We start from the raw sequence: 21252 nt of genomic DNA on the forward strand, positions 1-21252 counted from the left end.
AAGGATGAAATAGAGCTCAATTATAAATTGAGTTTACTATTCCATCCTTCAAAACATTATTTGGTTATTATTCAGTCTTTTTAAGTGTTATTGCATTAAGATTTTATCTTTTAACTCAGGATCAAATTGCTGTTGTTTAAGCATTTCAATTTCAAATTTATACGGTGGTTTTTTATTCTTTTTATCTTCACCTACATATGGTGTTTCAAGTATTTTGGGAATATCTTTGAACGTATCATGATGAACGATATAATTTAAAGCATCAAAACCGATATAACCAAAGCCTATATTTTCGTGTCTATCTTTATGTGCGCCAATATCATTTTTACTATCATTTACATGAACAACCCTTATTCTATCGATACCAATAATCTTATCGAATTCATTTAATACACCATCGAAATCTTCTTTTACATTATAGCCTGCATCATGCGTATGACAAGTATCGAAACACACGGATAAACGTTCATTATGCTTAACGCCATCTATAATTCGAGCGATTTCTTCAAAATTCCTTCCAATTTCTGACCCTTTACCGGCCATTGTTTCAAGTGCGATGCGTACATTATTATCATTTGTAAGTACTTCATTTAGTCCTTCTATGATCTTATTAATACCAGCATCTGCACCTTCTCCAACATGTGAACCTGGATGCAATACTATATCTTTAGCTCCTATTGCTTGAGTTCTTTCAATTTCACTTTGCAAAAATTCAACACCTAAATTAAATACATGAGGTTTGACAGTATTCGCAATATTTATAATATAAGGTGCATGCACGACAATATTTGAAAGCCCATAAGTTTGCATCAATTCTTGACCTTGATCAATATTTAATTCTTCTATAGGCTTTCTTCTTGTGTTTTGTGGTGCACCTGTATAAATCATGAAAGTAGATTCACCGAATTTATGTGCTTCTTCAGCTGAACCTGCTAACATTTTCTTGCCATTCATAGATACATGAGATCCTAATAACATAGTAGTCACCAATCCTTTATTTATTTTTTCTGGCTTGACGATTTTGTTTCTTGCTGAATTTTTTACGCTCTTGACGTTTTAAATGTTCTAGATCACGTTGGAATTTTTTCTTATAGCCAGGTTTTACTTTTTTCTTGTTTCTCTTCACTTTGTTTTTTAATTCGTTTGTTAAATGATCATCTTTATTCTTACGTGATTGTCGTGTATTGTGTGCCTTTATTGGTGTCAATTCATCGTTTTTTATATCAACATTCTCAAATTGATAACCTCGCTGTTCAATTAACGCGATGTTTTCTTCTTCCTCAGGGCTGTATAGTGTAATTGCAACACCTTTATATTGACCTCTACCAGTACGTCCAACACGATGCGTGAAGAAATCAACATCATTTGGTACATCAAAGTTAATGACATGACTTACGCCTTCAATGTCTATCCCACGTGATGCTAAATCACTTGCGATAACAAATTGAAATTCTAAATTACGAATACGTTTCATTTGTTGTTTACGCTCTCTAGGCGTTAAACCACCATGAATCATACCTAATTTTAACCCGGCAGCATTTAACTGGTCTGCAAGTTCGTTTGCATTATCGCGACTATTACAAAATATAATACATAGGTATGGATTTAAAATATCAATGAGTTTTATCGTTTTTTCTATCTTTGCTTCTCCCTTTGTTGGAATTAAAAAGAATTCAATGTTTTTGTTATTCTTTTGAACATTTTCAATTTCAACGTATTCAGGATTTTCTAAATATTTATTTAAAAATGGATGTAATGATTTAGGTATTGTAGCACTAAATACAGCTATATGAGATTGTTCATCTAAGCGTGTAGCAATATGGTCTACCTCTTCTATTAATCCTAAATCAATCATTAAGTCAGCTTCATCCACAACTAAATAAGAAGCTAAGTGCACATGTAAATCCCCATGTTTAGCTAGGTCGTTTATACGTGTTGGTGTACCTATAATAAGTTGTGGTTGGTTCTTCGCGCGTTGTCTATCTTTTTCAATATCAGAGCCACCAATGAAAAGTTTAACAGTTAAGCCACCTTTATAATCAGCTAAATGGCTAGCAACATCAAATAACTGTTGTGCTAATTCTCTTGTTGGCGCAACAATGATTGCTTGTGGTTCTTTAACATCGACATTTATTAAATGTATCAATGGTAATAAAAAGGCATGGGATTTGCCAGTGCCTGTTTGTGATTGTCCAATTAAGTTTACTTCTTTTAATATTTTTGGAATTACTCTATTTTGTACTTCTGTAGGTTGATTAAAGTTCAAATTTCGTACCGCGTCAATTAAACTAGGATCTAAATTAAACTTATCAAATGGGTGATTTGCCATGATTTGGCCTCCTTAAATCTTCATCTTTTCTATTATAAAGCATTCACAAACGATTTTGAACTAATTATTTTTTTCTCTAACTGTTGATGGTAAATATAGTTTGAAAGTAAGAGAGGCTGGGACATAAAGTAATGCCTCAGCCTAAAGTAAATGGTAGTTCGTTGACTGAAATAAAATTTTAAATAGTATCTTTTCCAAAATCCAACTATTTTTAGTCGGAAGGATCAATGAAATTTTATTTCTTCTAGTTATATCAATAACAATTATAAATAATTAAACGGATCCGTATTGAGTTTAGATGCCTTAATTTCAAAAGTAATGTCATCCCGTCTAATCCAATTAATTAATAAGTCACATAAACCATCTTTCATTACATATTCACTATAATGATTAATATCTAATAAGTTAATACCCGCAATTTTTGCATCTAAGGCCTCATGATGTTTGATATCACCAGTTATAAAAATGTCTGCGCCTTGTTGATCCGCTTGATACTCAAATCCAATACCCGAACCACCTATAATCGCAACCTTTTTAATTGTTTGCTTTAAATTTCCAATAAATCTAACACTCGGCATTTCCAATTGTGTTTTGACATGCTTCACAAAAGTAGGTGCATCCATCTCAGATTCTAAATCTCCAATCATACCTAAACCATAATTCGCTTCTTTTTCCATTTCTATAAAATCAAAAACTGGTGTTTCATATGGATGGTTTGTTTTAATTAATTGTTCTGCTAAATACTTTTGGTTTTCATCAATCATAAATTCTAATTTAAATTCGTTAACTTCTTCAATTTTATCTAAGGTACCAATATGTGGTTGAGCATTAACAGTGGGTTTGAATTGCCCATTCCCTGGGCTCTCAAAGAAACAATATTTATAATTTCCTTCTTCAGCTAAACCTGCATCACTCAAAGCATCTTTAAATGATTTAAGATTTGCTTCTGGAATAAACACTTGCACTTTATAGTATTTTAAAATTTCTGGGTTTAAGATTTGTTGATTTTTCAATTGAAGTTTTTCTGCTAACATCGCATTAACACCTTTTGGGTAAACATCTAGATTTGTATGCAAAGCAATTAAATTCATATCATTTTTAATTAACTTTCGTAAAATAGCGCCATAACCATCTTGATGAATAATATTTTTAACACCTTTAAATATGAGTGGATGATGACAAATAATAGTGTTAAAATCATGATTTATTGCTTCATCAACGACCTCATTGGTACAATCTAAAGCGGTTAAAACACCCGAAATTTCAGCAGATTCATCACCGATTAACAAGCCAACATTATCCCATGATTCTGCAGTTTTAAATGGTACATGTTGATTTATTATTTGAAGTAACGTTTTAACTTTCATTTACAACACCTCATTAATTAAATTGATTTCGTTGTTAATTTCATTTAATCGCTCACTATGTTTTTCAGAGTTCAAATGACTTTTGATTTTTTGCAATGCTTGTCGTTCTCTTTCCCATTTTTTGAAAAATAATTCATGTTTCTTTTTTAATAAAATCGGTCCAAACTTTATTTCCGATCTAGTAAGTGTTTGTGGCTGTTCTTCGCAAAAATCTGCTACGATTATTTCATAGATATGACCTTTTTCTTCTAAAATTACTTCTTCAATAATATTATAATGCATGGATTCTAACAAATTTCTAATCGCGCTAGATTGTATGTTACTTTGTAAAATAAGCCTTGGATGTGCGGTTAATTTTTCTTTACCTTCCTCAAGGATTTTAGCAATTAATGGCCCACCCATACCACAAATTGTAATGGTATTAATTTGATCATTCGACTGTATTATCGATAATCCATCCCCTAGTCTAACATCAACATGATTTACCAAATCATGTTCTACAACATTCTTTTTCGAAGCTTCGAATGGACCTTTGATTACTTCTCCAGCAATTGCATTTTTGACTAAATTATTTTCAATCGCATAAATCGGAAGATATGCATGATCTGAGCCAATATCTGCAAAGCAATCTCCTAATATAAATGTACTCACTTTTTTTAATCTTTGATTTAATGTAACCATAAAAGCGCTCCTCTATGTAAATGTAAAAAGCTCTTTTGTACGACAAGGTACAAAAGAGCTGAAAAATTAATCCATAAAGTCTTTAAGACGTTTACTTCTACTAGGATGTCTTAATTTTCTCAATGCTTTAGCTTCAATTTGACGAATACGCTCTCTCGTAACACCGAAGACTTTACCAACTTCTTCTAGCGTGCGTGTTCTTCCGTCGTCAAGTCCAAAACGCAAGCGTAGTACATTTTCTTCTCTGTCAGTTAATGTATCTAAGACATCTTCCAGTTGTTCTTTTAATAATTCATAAGCCGCATGATCAGATGGACTTTGAGCTTCTTGGTCTTCAATAAAGTCACCTAAGTGGCTATCGTCTTCTTCACCAATTGGTGTTTCTAATGAAACTGGCTCCTGAGCTATTTTTAATATTTCTCTTACTTTTTCAGGTGGTAAATCCATTTCCTCACCAATTTCTTCTGGGGCTGGATCACGACCTAAATCTTGTAATAGTTGTCTTTGTACACGGATTAATTTATTGATTGTTTCTACCATATGCACTGGAATACGTATTGTACGAGCTTGGTCTGCAATTGCACGTGTAATTGCTTGACGTATCCACCAAGTTGCATATGTTGAAAATTTAAATCCTTTATTGAAATCGAACTTTTCAACTGCTTTAATTAAGCCCATATTACCTTCTTGAATTAAATCTAAGAAAAGCATGCCACGGCCAACATATCTTTTGGCTATACTGACTACTAAACGCAAGTTTGCTTCAGCTAATCTTGATTTAGCGACTTCATCGCCTTGTTCAATTCTTTTAGCTAATTCTATTTCTTCTTGCGCATTTAATAAATCGACACGTCCGATTTCTTTAAGATACATACGTACAGGGTCATTAATTTTAACACCTGGAGGAGCACTTAAATCATTAGGATTTAATTCAGCATCTTTGTCAGAACTATCTTTTTCATTTACCAAACTGATATCGTTATCTGTTAATTGATCAAATAGTTCATCCATTTGATCAGAATCCATCTCGAAGTTTTGCAATTTCTCTGCAATTTCTTCGTGGCTCAGATGCCCTTCTTTTTTACCTTTTTCAATTAAGTGTTTTTTTACATCTTCTAAAGTTAGAGATGGGTCAATTGTTTGCTTTTTAAGTGTAACTTTATTTCCAGACATGAAAAGGCCTCCCGAATATAATATCAACTTGAAACCGTGATATCATTTGATAGATAATCTTAATATTATCTACCCATAATTCATACGATTTATGCAAGTTGTTAAACCCAATAATATACAGATATATTCATTTTAAATTTAATTCATTCTATTTTTATTGAAGTCTACAATTTTTTCTAGGTAATATTTCTGCAACTCTAAATCACCTAATCTAGAAGCCTCCCGTAACTTATGATTAAGCGATTCAATCGTTTCTTCATTTCTATTTGTTAAAAGTGTGTTTAAATAATCATCGATTTCATGTTCATAGGGTTCTTCATTTATCATATAGTTATCCAATGATATAAATGCTTCTTTAATTTCATTTGAATCGATATATTGTAAAACATCACTAATATTAAACGTATCATTCTCAGAATAAAACTCATGTAAAGCATTAAATATACGCTTAAAATACTGATTTGTAAAGTCTTCTGTTTGAAGTAATTTATGATAATTCAAGAAAATATCCTTATCATTCATAAAATGTTTTAATAAAGCACGCTCTGCCTTTTCTTGTTTATTTAAATTAGTGAATTGTGGCACACTAGGAAATTGATATGACTGTGGTTGATAATAATCTTCACGTTGTCCTACTTCAATATTTAAACTGTCCATGCTTACTTTAAACAATTCTGACACGTCTTGCAATATTTTTTTACGTAAAATTGAGGACTTCATTAATGAAATATCATTCGTTATTTCTTTTAAATACCTTTCATATGCTAAATCATTATTTTCAATTTCTTCTTGATGCATATGCACTTTATAAAGAATGAATGCTTTTTTTTCATGTTCAACAAAATAATTAAATGCATCTGCACCGTGTTTTCCAATATACTCATCTGGATCCATGTTCTTCGGAAGTTGTACTACAAATACATTAAATCCTTGTTGTAACAATATTTGACCAGATTTTAAAGTGGCCTCACTACCAGCAAAATCCCCGTCAAACATCAGCGTCACATTTGAAGTGAGTTTTTTCATAAATGCGATATGTTCTTGTGAAATTTGTGTTCCCATACTTGCTACAACTTGATGTAATCCTGCATAATCGGCTTTTATCACATCCATAAAACCTTCGAGTAGTATAATTTCATCATTTTTACGTATCGCTTTTCTGGCTTGATCTACGTTGTATAATAATCTTCTTTTTTGAAATATCGGTGTTTCAGGACTGTTAAGATATTTTGGCTCTTGATTTGTATATGTTCTCCCAGAATAACCAACAGTTCGTCCTTGTGCATTTGTTAATGGGAACATAATTCTATCTCTGAAACGATCATAGTAGCTAAAATTTTCTTCGTTTCTAGACAATAAACCCGCTTCATATGCGAGTTGAATATCATAACCTTTCTTCTGTAAAAAGTCATGACAAAAATTTGCATTTTTTGGCGCATAGCCTATTTTCCGACTATCTATCAGTTCATCAGTAAAACCACGCTCTTTTAAATAATTTAACGCCGCTTCACCTTCAACAGTTTTTTTTAAGGCGTAATGATAATAATCTTGCATTAATTCATGCATTTCAATCATTTGCAAATCTTCAGAGGCAATTTGATGATTAGGATGTTGCTCTGACGCTGTTTGAGACGTTTCAACTTCAATATTTACACGTTCACCTAATAATTTTACTGCTTCAGTAAAAGAAACGTCTTTAATTTCTTGAGTAAATTGAAAGACGTTCCCTCCTTTTTTACAACCAAAGCAATGGCAAATTTGTTTGTCTTCAGAAACAGTAAACGATGGTGTTTTTTCATCATGAAAAGGACACAACCCAATGTAATTGCGTCCTCTTTTTTCTAATTTAACATATTCACTTACTAAATCGAGAATATCCGTTTTCTCTTTAATTTCATTAATTGTTGCTTGTTCAATTCGCAAAATTATCACCTATTAGACAGTAGTTATAATATTATAATAGAATTTCTTATTTTAGGAAACTATTTTGCTCAATGATACTAATAATATCATTTGCAGTTTCTTCAATCGCCTTATCAGTAACGTCTATCACAGGGCAGCCGATCTTTTCAACTAATTCATTGAAGTAATTTAGTTCTTCTACAATACGTTGCTCTGTAGCATATCTTGCATTATCTCCTAAGCCTAATTGTTTTAATCTTTCTTTTCTGATGCGATTTAATTTGTCTTCACTTATCTTTAATGCAATACATTTTGATGTGTCAACGTTAAATAAATTATCTGGAGGTGTTACCTCTGGCACAATTGGTATATTCATCACTTTATAACTTTTATGTGCAAGATATTGTGACAGAGGTGTTTTTGAAGTTCTAGATATGCCTAATAGAACGATGTCAGCTTTATCTAAACCTTTTGGATCTTTACCATCATCATATTTTACTGCAAATTCTATAGCATCAATCTTTTTAAAATATGCTTCATCTAATTGATGCACAAGTCCTGGTTCAAAATAAGGTTGTTCATCAATTTTATCTAATAATATATTCATCAGTGGACCCATAATGTCTACAGACTTAATTTGAAATTCTTTTATTTTTGCTTCCATATACTTTCTTATTTCTGGCTTCACTAATGTATAAACAACTATCGCTTCAGTGTCTTTTGCAACTGAGATTACTTCATCTACATTTTCTAAAGCTTCAATATACGGATACCTACTAATTTCACTTTCACATTGATTTGGGTTAAATTGTGAAATGCAAGCTCTTGCTACAAGTTCAGCAGTTTCACCTACTGAGTCAGAAGCAACAATAATTTTAATATTTTCCATTTAATACATACCACCTATTCATTTAGTAAAGAGACAAATATTTTTGTAATTGTTGTTTTAGATATACGGCCCTTAACTTCATATTTTCCATTTTCTTTTTTAATCACAATTGGTAAAGAATCTATTTCTTTTTCAATCATTAGATTTGCAGCAAATATTACACGCTCGTCTTCAAGTACAAAGCTTAAATTAGGCATACGCGTCATTATAATATTAACAGGCATCGTATGTATATCCTTACCTATCATTGACGCACGTAATAAATCCTTTCGGGAACAAACGCCTATAAAATCTCCTTCATTATTTATAACAAACAACGTACTAACATCCTCTAGAAATATTGTGCAAATCGCATCATAAACAGACATTTCATTTTTTACTACTACAGGGTGTGATGCGTAATCTTTAACAATATATTGTTTTAATTGATCAGCAATTAATTTATTTTTTGGCTTTCCGGAATAGTAGTAGCCAACACGTGGACGAGCTTCTAAAATACCAGACATCGTAAGTATTGCTAAATCTGGCCTCAAGGTCGCTCTAGTAAGACTAAGATGTTCGGCTATATGTTCACCAGTAATAGGTCCATTATTTTTGACAATATCAACAATTTGTTGTTGTCTTTTACTCAGTTCTATAAGACTTCACCCCTTTACTCATTACATTTAATTATACATTGAATTATAAATTGCTACAAATACATATATTTACTTGCTAATAATCAACCAATACATTAAAATTGTATTTAAAGCGAGTTAAGGGTGGTGAAAGCTTAACAAAACAATTGGCTACAATTTCAAATGAAGTTTCAAAAGCGAGTGTACACACTAAATTGGGTGGAACCGCGGGTTATTAAAAATTTATTAAAAACACATAAATTATATGTGATTAAAATTAATTAACTCGTCCCAAGACAATGATTAAGTTTTTTTTGGCTTTTTCTTTGTCTTGGGGCGTTTTTTATGTTAAAAGGAGTGTTTTTTTTGGCAAAAGATATGGAAACAATCGTTCAATTAGCAAAACATAGAGGTTTTGTATTCCCTGGTAGTGACATTTATGGTGGTTTATCAAATACATGGGACTATGGTCCATTAGGTGTAGAATTAAAAAACAATATTAAAAAAGCCTGGTGGCAAAAATTTATCACGCAATCTCCATATAACGTTGGGATCGATGCAGCAATTTTAATGAACCCAAAAACATGGGAAGCGTCTGGGCATTTAGGTAACTTTAATGATCCAATGATAGACAATAAAGACAGTAAAATTCGTTATCGTGCAGATAAAATAATAGAAGATTATATGGCAAATGAAAAAGGCGATGAAAATTTCGTTGCTGATGGTCTTAGCTTCGACGAAATGAAACGTATTATTGATGAAGAAGGTATTGTTTGTCCAGTAAGTGGCACTGCTAATTGGACAGATATTCGTCAATTTAATTTGATGTTCAAAACATTCCAAGGTGTTACAGAAGATTCAACAAATGAAATTTTCTTACGTCCTGAAACTGCACAAGGTATTTTCGTCAATTACAAAAATGTTCAGCGTACAATGCGTAAAAAATTACCATTCGGAATTGGCCAAATCGGTAAATCATTCCGTAATGAAATTACACCTGGTAACTTCATCTTTAGAACACGTGAATTTGAGCAAATGGAATTAGAATTCTTCTGTAAGCCTGGTGAAGAAATAGAGTGGCAAAATTATTGGAAAACTTTTGCCAGCCAATGGTTAAAAGATTTAAATTTAAGTGAGTCTGCTACGCGTTTACGTGACCATGATGCAGATGAGTTATCACACTACTCAAATGCAACAACTGATATAGAATATCGTTTCCCATTTGGTTGGGGAGAATTATGGGGTATTGCAAGTAGAACAGATTATGATTTAAAACAACATAGTGAACATTCTGGTGAAGATTTCCAATATCATGACCAAGAAACTGGTGAAAAATACCTACCATATTGTATCGAACCTTCACTTGGTGCAGATCGAGTTACTTTAGCATTCTTGTGTGATGCATATGCAGAAGAAGGTGTTGAAGGCAGTAAAGATTCAAGAACTGTATTACACTTCCATCCTGCATTAGCACCATATAAAGCTGCTGTTTTACCATTAAGTAAAAAATTATCTGGTGATGCAATTAAAATATTTGAACAATTAAGCGCAAATTTTGCAATTGATTTTGATGAATCACAATCAATTGGTAAACGTTACCGTCGTCAAGACGAAATCGGCACACCATACTGTATAACATTTGATTTTGATTCACTAGAAGACCAGCAAGTAACGGTACGTGATAGAGACACGATGGAACAAGTACGTATGCCGATTGCTGAATTAGAAAGTTTCTTAACAGAAAAAGTTAAATTTTAATTTCAATATATCTATCGACCTTTAAAAGTGGTCGAACTAAATGAAAAACGTCGATTTCTATAAATTGTATAGAAATTGACGTTTTTATTATTGTTTATAAAATTTAATGATTCATTGAAATTGACCCTATTTATAGAATTAATTTGAATTATCTAATCTTTGTAATTGATTAATAAGTTTTTGGCTTTTGAAATACATGCCAGCATATTCACTATACAACATTATCATCAATTGCGACATCTCATCAACGATATCTTGATGAATACTTAAAGCGCTCATTTTACTTATCGGTAAGTTTTGTAACACATCTAATAAATAAAGTGTTCTATTGGACAGTAGTAACGCATTGGGATCTTGTTGATATGCATGGGTTGAAATTGCACCATCAAATTTAAAACTATAGCCAATGAGCTTAGATTGGTCGTCATCACCAGTGACAACGCAATGATTAAATATTGCGCTGAAACCAAACTTAGCCATTGATTTAATCAATACGATGACTGACATCAGTTGGGCGGATACGCCACTTTTAATTTTAGCTAATACAAAGTGTAATAATTCGTAACTAAATTGTGACAGTTCATCATTATCAATGGATCGATCTATCGCTTCAGTACATAAGCTAGCGTAACTACTCTCATAAATATCTAATCGCAAATGGTAATTTTGATCGATGACATCTATTGAACTTAAAGTTCCCATGCCTTTCCATTTGGAATAAATAAACAAGCCATACACAAATAGTTGCGTATTAGCTTGCAAGCCACTCTTACTCTTTTTGGCGCGGCGAACCATAAGCGGAATTTTTGCACCGTATTCATTTAAAATTGTGATGATTTTATCGGATTCGCCATAATCAACTGTTTTAATAATAATTCCTTTTTGTTTGATTAACATTTTAGCTCACCGACTCTCAAATTAATCTTGATCTTCTAAATATCCCATTTGACGAATGAAGTTAACTTTGTTTCGCCAATCTTTTTGAACTTTTACCCATAGTTCTAAATACACTTTAGATCCTAATAATCCTTCAATGTCTTGGCGTGCCCTTTTCCCAACTTCTTTGAGTTTTTTGCCACCTTTACCTATAACTATCCCTTTTTGTGAATCACGTTCCACAAAAATAGTAGCTTCAATTCTCACTCGATCTTCATCTTCTTTAATCATTCGATCGACATTGACTCCAATCGCATGTGGAATTTCCTCATTTGTAAGATGTAATATTTTCTCGCGGATAAGTTCACTCACTACAAACTGTTCTGGATGATCAGAAATTTGGTCATCCGGATAATATTTAGGTCCTTCTGGTAAATAAGATTTAATAACATTGATAAAGTGCTCAACATTTAATCCTTCTAATGCAGATATAGGAACAATTTCAGTGAAATTCATATATTTTTTATATTTTTCTATTCTTGGCATAAGTTTATCTGGATGTACTAAGTCAATTTTATTTAAAACTAAAAATACTGGAGTTTTAACTGATTTCAACATTTCCATAATGTATTCATCACCGCGACCAATATCTTCATTAACATTGACCATAAACATAATGGCATCAATTTCTGATAACGTGTTAGTCGCAACGCGCATCATATAATCGCCTAATTTATGTTTAGGTTTGTGTATACCTGGCGTATCTAAAAATATAATTTGTGCATCTTCTTGAGTCATTACACCTTGAATTTTATTTCTTGTCGTTTGTGCTTTATCAGACATAATAGCAATTTTATGTCCGATGACGCGATTAACAAAGGTAGATTTACCTACGTTAGGTCTACCAATAATTGTTACAAATCCTGATTTATGTGCTGTCATTAGTTTAAATCCTTTCCAGAAAATCCTAGAGGTAATAAATCACTAACTGTAGATTGAATCATGTCACCCTTATGATTGGTCATATATACAGGCATTTCATCATCACAAAGTTCTTTTAACACTTGTCTACAAGAACCACAAGGCGAAGAAGGTGATTCTGCATCAACGGTTACAGTAATTGATTCGAAATCGCCAGGTCGATATCCATCAGCAATAGCTGCAACAAGGCTTGATCTTTCTGCACAAATACCTAATGGGTAAGCTGCATTTTCTACATTTGCACCGTGATATGTTTTACCATCTTTTGTAATTAAATATGCACCTACTTTAAATTTACTGTATGGTGCATAAGCATTACTTTGTGCTTTTCTTACTTCCTTAAAATAATCAGGTTGGTATGCCATAATTTAACACTCCTATTCAATTTTATTTTTGTATTGTTATTTCAAACTAACTACTGCATAGTATATAGATAGATTAAAAATCGTATTGTTTATTTTATAAAATATGGTAAAAAAACGATAAGTCCAATTGCCAACGCAATTACTGAAGCAAGCATAACACTAGCAGCTGCTGTATCTTTAGCTTTCTTTGCATAGTCATGATATTCATCTGTAATCAAATCCACTACATATTCAAGGGCTGTATTTATGGCTTCAAATGTTAACACGAATCCTATAGCAATGAGGATTAAAATCCATTCAACTGTATTTATTTTTAAATAAATACTAAGGAAAATAGTAATAACTGCAAAAATAATATGGATTAAAAACTTTTTGTCTTTACTAAAGAGGACCAGTAAACCTTGAAAAGCATATTTAAAACGTTTCATAACTACCTCTAATCTCTTGGCAAGCCATAGGCATTTAAAATTTCATCTTGACGACCAAACATTTCTTTTTCATCCACTTCATCCATGTGATCATAACCTAATAAATGTAAAAAACCATGAAGGGCGAGGAAGCCAAGTTCTCTTTCAAACGAATGTCCATATTCATCTGCCTGTGATTGAGCAACTTCAGTGCATATGATAATATCTCCGAGTACTCTAGGTATGTCTAAACCACTAATTTCGGGTTCATCTTCTTCTAAAGCAAAAGATATTACATCTGTTACCTTGTCTTTATCTCGATACATTTTATTTATTTGTTGAATTTCTGCTTTGTCTACAAATGTCACAGATAATTCAGCATCGTTTTCTATTCCTTCTTTTTCTTTTGCAAAAGTAAGAAGATCGTCTATTTGCTTAAACCAATTGTTATCAACTAATTCAGTATGATCATTAAAATCTATTGTAAACATTTACTCTTCTCCCTCATAACGATCAATTATTTTACTTACAAGCGGATGACGCACAACATCGTTTTGGTCTAAATGATGGATACTTAGACCTTTAACATTGTGTAACTTTGCTATTGCTTCTTTAAGGCCACTTTTAACACCTTTAGGTAAGTCAATTTGTGTCTTATCACCAGTTACAACCATTTTCGAACCAAAACCTAACCTTGTTAAGAACATTTTCATCTGAGCATGGGTAGTGTTTTGCGCTTCATCTAAAATAACAAATGCATCATCAAGCGTTCTCCCTCTCATATATGCTAATGGGGCTATTTCTATAACGCCACGCTCGATAAATCTAGCCGTTTGTTCTCTTCCTAAAACAGTATTTAAACCATCATATAATGGGCGCAAATAAGGATCTACTTTTTCCTTCAAATCACCAGGTAAAAATCCTAATGATTCACCAGCTTCTACTGCAGGTCTTGTCAACACGATACGTTTGACATTACCTTTTCGCAGTTGCTTAGCGGCATAAACAACGGCTAAAAATGTTTTCCCTGTACCTGCTGGTCCAACGCCAAATACCAAGTCATTATGATACATAGCATTGACATAAAGTCTTTGTCCCATAGTTTTAGCCCGTATTGTTTTACCAAACGCGTCTTTAGTAATTTCGTCATCATATAAATCTAATAAGTAATGAATCGTACCATTTTTTGCCATTTTAACAGCGGCTTCTACATCCTTGAGTGATATAGTTACGCCTTGTTGTATTACTTTTAATAAATTAATCAGTACTGATTCAGCTTGTTCTACATGCTCAACTATTTCACCTTTTACGGCTATTTCTTGTCCTCGAGCATGTATTATGACATCAAATCCTTCTTCAATTGATTTAAGATTTTCATCATTATTACCAATGAGTGCTTGTGCTTCATTGATGTCATCTATTTGAATAATTCCAGGCATATAGTTGCTCCTTTACAAATATATTCGTTTCTATTATTTTATCCTATTAGATTTTAAGTTACAAAAATAATCATGATGCATGATATGAAATAAGCATTATTATAAAATTAATAATTTGAATAAATCATACTGCAACTTCAATGTTATTATATCATGAAATATTCTCATATTATTTCAAAGTGAATTAAAAATTAACATAAATTGTTATTTTTATGTAAACCAGAGCATAAAGAAAGTATAGTATAAAAATTAACGATCATTATATATTTTGAAATTAAAAATAACTCAACTTATAAAGTCAAAATTCTAACTTTATAAGTTGAGTTTAAATAAATTTATAATTTTTTTGGTCTTTCTAAAACTTCAGACCAAATAATACCATTAACAACTTCATCATCAGCGAATCTATATTGAGCATTTGTGCCAGAGCTTTGAACAGAATGTGCATTCATTAACTGTTTTAAACGATAACGCTTAGTTCTCTCTGATAAATATTTATCAGAAATGATATCTCGTGCTTTTTTCTCGGTTCTTTGTATTTTTTTCTCAGTTTCACGATCGATTTCATTACGTACGTCTTCCATTTTGCCCATTAGATCAGCTTCAAGCTCTTTTTGAAGTGTATCATCTTGTTGTTTTTGCTCACGTTTTACTTTTTCAGCTTCGGTTTCATTATGTTTAGGAACCGTTGATGTTTCTTGTTGAGGCATTTCACCTTCCATCTTTTCAGCTCGTGTTTCAACAGGTTTATTCTGCTTTGGTGTATGTTCTTCCTGAGTAAAAGGACCATCATTAAATTGTTTTTCCAACTCAGAAAATGTTTTTCCTACTTCTTCAAGGAAACCGCGTTTTTTTGGTGGCGCTTCAGACTGACTTGGCTGTTTATTAGTTGGCGGTTGTTGTTTTTTTCGCTTTTTATGACTATCATCGTTAATAGCACCAATTATCGTAAAAATGACAGATACTACAAAGATAATAATACCTATATTCATTTAATCACCCCTATTTATTATTCCGGTGATTCATCATCTTCTTTTTTTGTACGTTGGTTAATAGAATTTCTCATACCAGTATCTGCTTCAACATTTTTTAGATTATAATAATCTTTCACTCCAAGATTTCCTGAACGTAATGCTTCAGCCATAGCTAGTGGAACTTCTGCTTCCGCTTCAACAACTTTAGAACGCATTTCTTGTACTTTTGCTTTCATTTCTTGTTCTTGTGCTACTGCCATTGCACGGCGTTCTTCGGCTTTTGCTTGTGCGATATTTTTATCAGCAAGCGCTTGTTCAGTTTGTAAATCTGCACCAATGTTCTTGCTAATGTCTACATCTGCAATATCGATTGATAAAATTTCAAAAGCTGTACCTGAATCTAAACCTTTACTTAAAACTGTTTTAGAAATATTATCAGGATTTTCAAGCACTTGTGTATGATGTTCACTAGAACCAATTGTAGAAACAATACCTTCACCAACACGTGCAATAATCGTTTCTTCTCCAGCACCACCGACTAATCTTGCAATATTCGCGCGTACTGTGATTCTTGCTTTTGCTTTAACTTCGATACCATTCATTGCAACACCAGCGATAAATGGTGTCTCAATTACTTTTGGATTTACAGACATTTGAACTGCTTCTAACACGTCACGACCTGCTAAGTCTATAGCTGCGCCACGTTCAAAAGGTAAATTAATATCAGCTCTTTGTGCAGCGATATTTGCATCAACAACACGGTCAACATTACCACCTGCTAAATAATGTGATTCAAGTTGGTTCGTTGTTAAGTTTAATCCTGCTTTATGAGCTTTAATTAAAGGTGATATTACTTTACGTGGAGAAACTCTACGTAATCTCATACCTACTAGGGTACCAATGCCTACTTTTACACCCGCTGCGATTGCTGAAATCCACAATCCAACAGGTACAAATGAAAATAATAACAATAATGCAATTACGACTATAACTGCTATAATTAAAATTCCAATCATACTCATTCTCCTTTATGTTTCTATTTCTCTCACAACAACTCGAGTACCTTCAACTTCCAGAATAGTAACTTGTTTATTCCGTAATATAAACGAACCATCTGAAACTGCATCGATACGTTCATTGTTATAAATAATAATTCCTGCTGGTCTCAAATCTGTAGATGTAGTTGCAACTTCTCCAACTAAATGAGAGCGATCTTTATGTGATGTATAACCTGCTTCTGCATTTGTAGAATCCTTCAATACAACTTTATCTAAAAACGGTATTTTACGTTTGAAAAATTTCACAAGTATCACCCACTCTATGATTGATAATATTAAGGCTACGACAACATTAGCAATCATGTACACTAGATTATCACCTAAAGTAACAATACTAAAAACGATTAATGCCATACCTATAATGCCAATAATTGCACCCACTACAAACAATTCAATGATAACGAATATCACACCAATAGCGAATAAAACAACAGAATAAAAGTTGACATCCCCTTTTACAAAAAATCCTAAAAAGAAAATGAATAATGCTAATGTTGATATAATTCCGACAATATTAATTTTATTTGAATATAACTGGTACAAAAAACCTAAGAAGATAATACAAGTTAATATCAAAGCACCTATTGGACTAACAATAAAGTTAGAGACATTGTCTATCCAGTTTCCGTTTTCAACAAGTTTGGTTGAAAAGATAGTATGTATACTGCTCATCGAAGGAATCACTTTATCACCTCACTCTCAATTTAATTATACATGAAATAAATATATGATTATACCGTTTACACAATAAAAATCATAATATTATTCATTTGTTATTAAATGATATTCCCAGAAAAACAATCAATTTCAACCTGCTGCACGAGTTGTACAATATTAACACTTGATTAACGTGATTATGGTGGTTTTTAAACTAAGTACTAAATTTTCTAATGCTTATGAAAATCATAAATAGGAATATATAAAATAGGTCATTTATTTAAGTTAATATATAAAAATAGCCTTAGCTGTATAAACAACTAAGGCTATTATGGTTTATAATTAATGTTGGTGTTGAGGGAGTCAACGAAACAATTAATTATTTGAATTTACGTTTACGTGCAGCTTCTGATTTCTTTTTACGTTTAACGCTAGGTTTTTCGTAAAATTCACGTTTACGTACTTCTTGAATTGTACCGCTTTTAGAAACTGTACGTTTGAAACGACGTAACGCATCTTCAAGTGATTCGTTCTTTTTGACTACTGTTTTAGACATGTGTATTTCCCTCCCTCCAAATATCAACGAAACTTTATAATCATTACACGGTAATTACCATGTATTAATTAGTATAATATATCTGATTAATGTGGTCAATTAGTAAAATTTTAATTTCATGATTCATTTTACACCATGCGAATGTGTTTCCATTGAATCATTGTCTATTAAATCTTATACAGTAACAGAATGTTCTGTTGTATTGGTAGCATGATGTACTACTCTTAGTAATTCGCCTTGATTGATTGGGTAATCAGGTTGAGTGATTTTTACCTTTACGAGTTCACCGATTAGAGATTCATCACCAGCGAATTGAACTTTCATATAATTATCAGCAAAACCTATTAATGTCCTTGGCTCACTGCCAACTTCTTCTGGAATAACTTCAAGTACTTCTTGATCGAATTTTGATGCATACGTCTTAGCAAGCTGATCACTCAAATGAATTAAGCGATGTACACGTTCATTTTTAATATTTTCATCAACTTGGTCGTCCATTCTGGCAGCTGGTGTGCCGATTCTTGAAGAATAAGGAAATACATGTAATTCTGAAAATTTGTGTTCAACAATAAAATCATATGTTTCTTGGAATTCTTCTTCAGTTTCACCTGGGAAACCAACAATGACATCACTTGTAACTGCTAATCCAGGTAGTGCTTCATGTAAAACGAGTCAATCGCTCTGAAAAATGAGCCATAGTATATTTTCTTCTCATTCTCTTCAATACTGAATCAGACCCAGATTGTAATGGGATATGAAGATGACGTACAACTTTGTTTGATTGCTCAATTACACTAATAACTTCATCTGTTAATTGACTTGCTTCAATCGATGAAATTCTAATACGCTCTAAGCCATCTACAGTTTCTAAGTCACGTAATAATTGTGCTAAATTATAATTTTTTAAGTCCTGACCATATCCACCTGTATGAATACCAGTTAAAACAATTTCTTTATACCCTGAATTTACCAGTGTAGTTGCTTGTTCTATAACTTTTTCAGGGTCTCTAGATCGCATTAAGCCACGAGCCCAAGGAATAATACAGAAAGTACAAAAATTATTGCACCCTTCTTGTATCTTCAACGAAGCTCTTGTTCTATCTGTAAAGTATGGAACTTCTAATTCTTCATATGTACGATTTTTCATGATGTTTCCCACACCATTAATTGGTTGTCTTTCTTTTTTAAACTCATTGATATAACCGATTAACTTCGTCCGATCTTGAGTGCCGACCACAATATCTACGCCAGGTATTTCCATAATTTCAGCAGGAGATGTCTGTGCATAACAACCAGTTACACATACCACTGCCTCTGGATTTTGTCTTATAGCACGTCTAATGACTTGCCTGCTTTTTTATCACCTGTATTAGTGACCGTACACGTATTTATAACAAATACATCAGCATTTGTTTCAAAATCAACACGGTCGTAATCTGCTTCTTTAAATAATTGCCAAATTGCCTCTGTTTCATAATGATTCACTTTACATCCTAATGTATGAAATGCAACTGTTGACATAAATATCACCCCAATAAATCTTTTTGAAAGCTTACAGCACTTAAAGTATATAACGGTGCAGTTTCAGCTCTTAAAATCCTAGGCCCTAGACCGACTTGGTATGCTGAACTACCAAATAACTTAATTTCTGATTCAGACAAGCCACCTTCAGGCCCAAAAATGATTAACACACGATCACCAGGTTCAAATTTTTGAACAACTGCCTTAAAAGTACTTTTTTCCCCACACTTAGCAGATTCTTCATAAGCAATCAATACATAATCATATTCATTTATAATATCATAAATTTCCTTTAAATTCGACTTATACTCTATTTCTGGAATAATTAGCCTATAACTTTGTTCAGCAGCTTCTTTTATAATTTTTTGCCAACGTTCTAACTTTTTAACAACTTTATTTTCATTTAGTTTTACAACAGATCTTTGCATACCAACAGCGATAAATTGTCTTGCACCTAGCTCTGTGGATTTTTGTATCATCCATTCATACTTATCCGCTTTAATTAACCCACTGCAAATTGTTATATGTTGTGGTAATTCAGAATCGATATCTATTTTTTCTATTAATGTAATTTCAATTTCCGCCATAGTCATATTTTCGATTTTACATTTATAAACGCTTTGATCTGAAAAAGTAATAATGATTTGGTCACCATTTTGATATCGCATTACCTTTGTAATATGATGTATATCATTTTGATCCGTAATAAAAAAACGCTGATTTATATCAGCGTTTTGGTCAATAAAATATCTCTGCATTGCTTAATCGCTCACTTTCTGTCCAACGATACATACCCAACCGTTGTCATGATTAATAGAAATGATTTTAAACCCTACACGCTTCATCTGTACTAAAATTGTTTCGTGTTTCTCTGTTATAATACCAGAAGTTATAAAATAACCATCTTTATTTAACGTATTATAAGCATCTTCAATCATTTCTTCAATAATATGAGCTAAAATATTTGCAATAACGACATCAAACTTTTCAGTTTCTTCTGTAAGTAAATTGCCTGGCGCAGCCTCAATAGCTTTAACACAATTATTTTTTTCAAAGTTTTCTTTCGCAACTTTAATGGCCATTTCATCTACATCAATCGCTTTTATGCGTTCTACACCTAATAAATATGATGCAATGCTGAGTATGCCTGAACCTGTGCCAACATCAATCACTGAATCATCTGACTTCACGAAAGTTTCAATAGCTTTCAAGCACATACTTGTCGTTGGATGATCACCTGTACCAAAAGCCATACCTGGATCCAACTCAATACACATTTCATTTTCGTCTTCTTTTTGATATGTTTCCCAACTTGGAACAATTGTAAATTTAGCAGACGCTCTAAACGGATGAAAATAATTTTTCCATTCATTTTCCCAATCATGTTCTTGAATTGTTTGTTGTTGATATTCAAATATTTTTGCATCCAACGATTCAATACTTTTAATTTTTTGAATCAAATCAATTTTAAAATCCTGAGTATATTTTATTTCATTAAAATATGCTTTAACTCTTACGCCATTAACTGGGTAATCATCAGGATTTAGTTCATAAATTTCACCAAATTTGTCAGCAAAATCATTTCGAAGATCTAATGAATCTTCAATAACGACTCCGTTTGATCCATGTTCTTCTAAAATATTAGAAATAATTGGTATGGCATCATGATTTGCAGTGATTGATATTTCAGTCCAGTTCATAT

General features: G+C 32.3%; 24 protein-coding genes. 1 reads left to right on the top strand and 23 read right to left on the bottom strand.

What is annotated here, in order from left to right:
- Positions 1-87: 87 nt before the first annotated feature.
- From CD032_RS04960 to ccpN, 8 genes are all read right to left on the bottom strand, one after another.
- Complete coding sequence (locus CD032_RS04960) at positions 88-978, bottom strand: deoxyribonuclease IV (RefSeq protein ID WP_019469360.1); 891 nt, start codon at positions 976-978, stop codon at positions 88-90.
- Positions 979-994: 16 nt separating this feature from the next.
- Positions 995-2329, bottom strand: coding sequence for a DEAD/DEAH box helicase (locus CD032_RS04965; RefSeq protein ID WP_019469361.1), 1335 nt, complete (start codon positions 2327-2329; stop codon positions 995-997).
- A gap of 263 nt (positions 2330-2592) precedes the next feature.
- Entirely contained in the window at positions 2593-3696 is a 1104-nt protein-coding gene (locus CD032_RS04970) for a Nif3-like dinuclear metal center hexameric protein (RefSeq protein ID WP_019469362.1), read from the bottom strand.
- A complete protein-coding gene (locus CD032_RS04975) occupies positions 3697-4377 on the bottom strand; it encodes a tRNA (adenine(22)-N(1))-methyltransferase (RefSeq protein ID WP_019469363.1) in 681 nt (226 codons plus the stop codon).
- A gap of 66 nt (positions 4378-4443) precedes the next feature.
- Entirely contained in the window at positions 4444-5550 is a 1107-nt protein-coding gene (gene rpoD, locus CD032_RS04980) for an RNA polymerase sigma factor RpoD (protein ID WP_019469364.1), read from the bottom strand.
- Positions 5551-5688: 138 nt separating this feature from the next.
- On the bottom strand, positions 5689-7473 hold the full coding sequence (dnaG, locus tag CD032_RS04985) for a DNA primase (RefSeq protein WP_019469365.1): 1785 nt from the start codon (positions 7471-7473) through the stop codon (positions 5689-5691).
- A gap of 46 nt (positions 7474-7519) precedes the next feature.
- On the bottom strand, positions 7520-8341 hold the full coding sequence (locus tag CD032_RS04990) for a pyruvate, water dikinase regulatory protein (protein ID WP_103211236.1): 822 nt from the start codon (positions 8339-8341) through the stop codon (positions 7520-7522).
- A gap of 14 nt (positions 8342-8355) precedes the next feature.
- Complete coding sequence (ccpN, locus tag CD032_RS04995; protein ID WP_071560292.1) at positions 8356-8979, bottom strand: transcriptional regulator CcpN; 624 nt, start codon at positions 8977-8979, stop codon at positions 8356-8358.
- A gap of 345 nt (positions 8980-9324) precedes the next feature.
- Between ccpN and CD032_RS05000 the strand changes: the two genes are divergently transcribed.
- Positions 9325-10716 (top strand): glycine--tRNA ligase, encoded by a 1392-nt coding sequence (locus CD032_RS05000; RefSeq protein ID WP_040030033.1) that lies wholly within the window; start codon positions 9325-9327, stop codon positions 10714-10716.
- A 138-nt stretch (positions 10717-10854) separates the two neighbouring features.
- On the opposite strand, the gene recO is transcribed toward CD032_RS05000, so the two are convergent.
- From recO to prmA, 15 genes are all read right to left on the bottom strand, one after another.
- Positions 10855-11613: a DNA repair protein RecO gene (recO, locus tag CD032_RS05005; RefSeq protein WP_019469369.1), complete on the bottom strand. Its 759-nt coding sequence runs from the start codon at positions 11611-11613 to the stop codon at positions 10855-10857.
- A 21-nt stretch (positions 11614-11634) separates the two neighbouring features.
- Positions 11635-12534, bottom strand: a complete 900-nt coding sequence (era, locus tag CD032_RS05010) for a GTPase Era (protein ID WP_019469370.1) — start codon at positions 12532-12534, stop codon at positions 11635-11637.
- Positions 12534-12938 (bottom strand): cytidine deaminase, encoded by a 405-nt coding sequence (gene cdd, locus CD032_RS05015; protein ID WP_019469371.1) that lies wholly within the window; start codon positions 12936-12938, stop codon positions 12534-12536. The genes era and cdd overlap by 1 nt, the downstream gene beginning before the upstream one ends.
- A gap of 89 nt (positions 12939-13027) precedes the next feature.
- Positions 13028-13366: a diacylglycerol kinase family protein gene (locus CD032_RS05020; protein WP_040030031.1), complete on the bottom strand. Its 339-nt coding sequence runs from the start codon at positions 13364-13366 to the stop codon at positions 13028-13030.
- An 8-nt stretch (positions 13367-13374) separates the two neighbouring features.
- Positions 13375-13836 (bottom strand): rRNA maturation RNase YbeY, encoded by a 462-nt coding sequence (gene ybeY, locus CD032_RS05025; RefSeq protein WP_019469373.1) that lies wholly within the window; start codon positions 13834-13836, stop codon positions 13375-13377.
- Positions 13837-14784: a PhoH family protein gene (locus CD032_RS05030; protein WP_040030030.1), complete on the bottom strand. Its 948-nt coding sequence runs from the start codon at positions 14782-14784 to the stop codon at positions 13837-13839.
- Between the two features lie 335 nt (positions 14785-15119).
- Positions 15120-15776, bottom strand: coding sequence for a hypothetical protein (locus CD032_RS05035; protein ID WP_019469375.1), 657 nt, complete (start codon positions 15774-15776; stop codon positions 15120-15122).
- 17 nt (positions 15777-15793) lie between these two features.
- On the bottom strand, positions 15794-16780 hold the full coding sequence (floA, locus tag CD032_RS05040) for a flotillin-like protein FloA (RefSeq protein WP_026034799.1): 987 nt from the start codon (positions 16778-16780) through the stop codon (positions 15794-15796).
- 6 nt (positions 16781-16786) lie between these two features.
- The gene (locus CD032_RS05045; RefSeq protein ID WP_019469377.1) at positions 16787-17488 is read right to left on the bottom strand and encodes an NfeD family protein; all 702 of its coding nucleotides are present in this window, start codon (positions 17486-17488) and stop codon (positions 16787-16789) included.
- A gap of 364 nt (positions 17489-17852) precedes the next feature.
- Positions 17853-18029: a 30S ribosomal protein S21 gene (gene rpsU, locus CD032_RS05050; RefSeq protein ID WP_002483157.1), complete on the bottom strand. Its 177-nt coding sequence runs from the start codon at positions 18027-18029 to the stop codon at positions 17853-17855.
- Between the two features lie 174 nt (positions 18030-18203).
- Positions 18204-18527 carry a hypothetical protein gene (locus CD032_RS13315; protein ID WP_258026225.1) on the bottom strand — a complete coding sequence of 108 codons (324 nt, stop codon included), beginning with the start codon at positions 18525-18527 and terminating at the stop codon, positions 18204-18206.
- 160 nt (positions 18528-18687) lie between these two features.
- Entirely contained in the window at positions 18688-19338 is a 651-nt protein-coding gene (locus CD032_RS13320; RefSeq protein ID WP_258026226.1) for a radical SAM protein, read from the bottom strand.
- Between the two features lie 17 nt (positions 19339-19355).
- A complete protein-coding gene (locus CD032_RS13325) occupies positions 19356-19550 on the bottom strand; it encodes a hypothetical protein (RefSeq protein ID WP_258026227.1) in 195 nt (64 codons plus the stop codon).
- 5 nt (positions 19551-19555) lie between these two features.
- Positions 19556-20308, bottom strand: a complete 753-nt coding sequence (locus CD032_RS05060; protein ID WP_019469378.1) for a 16S rRNA (uracil(1498)-N(3))-methyltransferase — start codon at positions 20306-20308, stop codon at positions 19556-19558.
- A 3-nt stretch (positions 20309-20311) separates the two neighbouring features.
- Positions 20312-21250, bottom strand: a complete 939-nt coding sequence (gene prmA / locus CD032_RS05065; RefSeq protein WP_019469379.1) for a 50S ribosomal protein L11 methyltransferase — start codon at positions 21248-21250, stop codon at positions 20312-20314.
- Positions 21251-21252 lie beyond the last annotated feature (2 nt).

Origin of the sequence: Staphylococcus cohnii subsp. cohnii (genome assembly GCF_002902365.1) — a bacterium.
GTDB lineage: Bacteria > Bacillota > Bacilli > Staphylococcales > Staphylococcaceae > Staphylococcus > Staphylococcus cohnii.